General features: G+C 65.3%; 1 protein-coding gene. It reads left to right on the top strand.

The window, feature by feature from the left end:
* Positions 1–243: 243 nt before the first annotated feature.
* A partial coding sequence (locus tag AC0YKC_RS33995) for a DUF736 domain-containing protein (RefSeq protein ID WP_488514245.1) occupies positions 244–551 on the top strand: 308 nt, incomplete at its 3' end.

Consider the following 551-nt stretch of genomic DNA (forward strand, 5'->3'; position numbering starts at 1 on the left):
ACCTCTCGAACGGGCTGATCTGGCCGAAGGGCGGCTGAAGCCTCGACCGCCTATGCCGCAATGGCGCGTCGCGCGTTTCTTCCCCTGGGCGAAGCCCATTCCTCGCGAAACCAAGAAACGCGCGCCTGCGCCATCCTCCGCTTTGCTGCGGTCGCAAGCGATGCGGCGGCGGTCGCCTCCGGCCCCACGATCGCCATCGAGGTCGCATGGTGCGGGCTCGGAAACGAAGAACGGAGACTGAAAATGGCTACCATCGGCACTTTCAAGAAGACCAATGCGAACGAGTTCACCGGCGAGATCGTCACTCTCAGCGTCCAGGCCAAGGGCGTGCGCATCGTCCCCGATACCCGGGCCAGCGGCGAGAACGCTCCAAGCCACCGCGTGGTGGTCGGCAAGGCCGAAATCGGCGCCGCCTGGTCGAAGCGCTCCAACGAGGGCCGCGACTATCTCGGCCTCAAGCTGGACGATCCGAGCTTCACCGCTCCGATCTACGCCAACCTCTTCGCCGACGAGGAAGGCGAGGGACACAGCCTCATCTGGTCCCGCCCCAA

It is taken from the genome of Mesorhizobium sp. CNPSo 4661 (assembly GCF_057784215.1).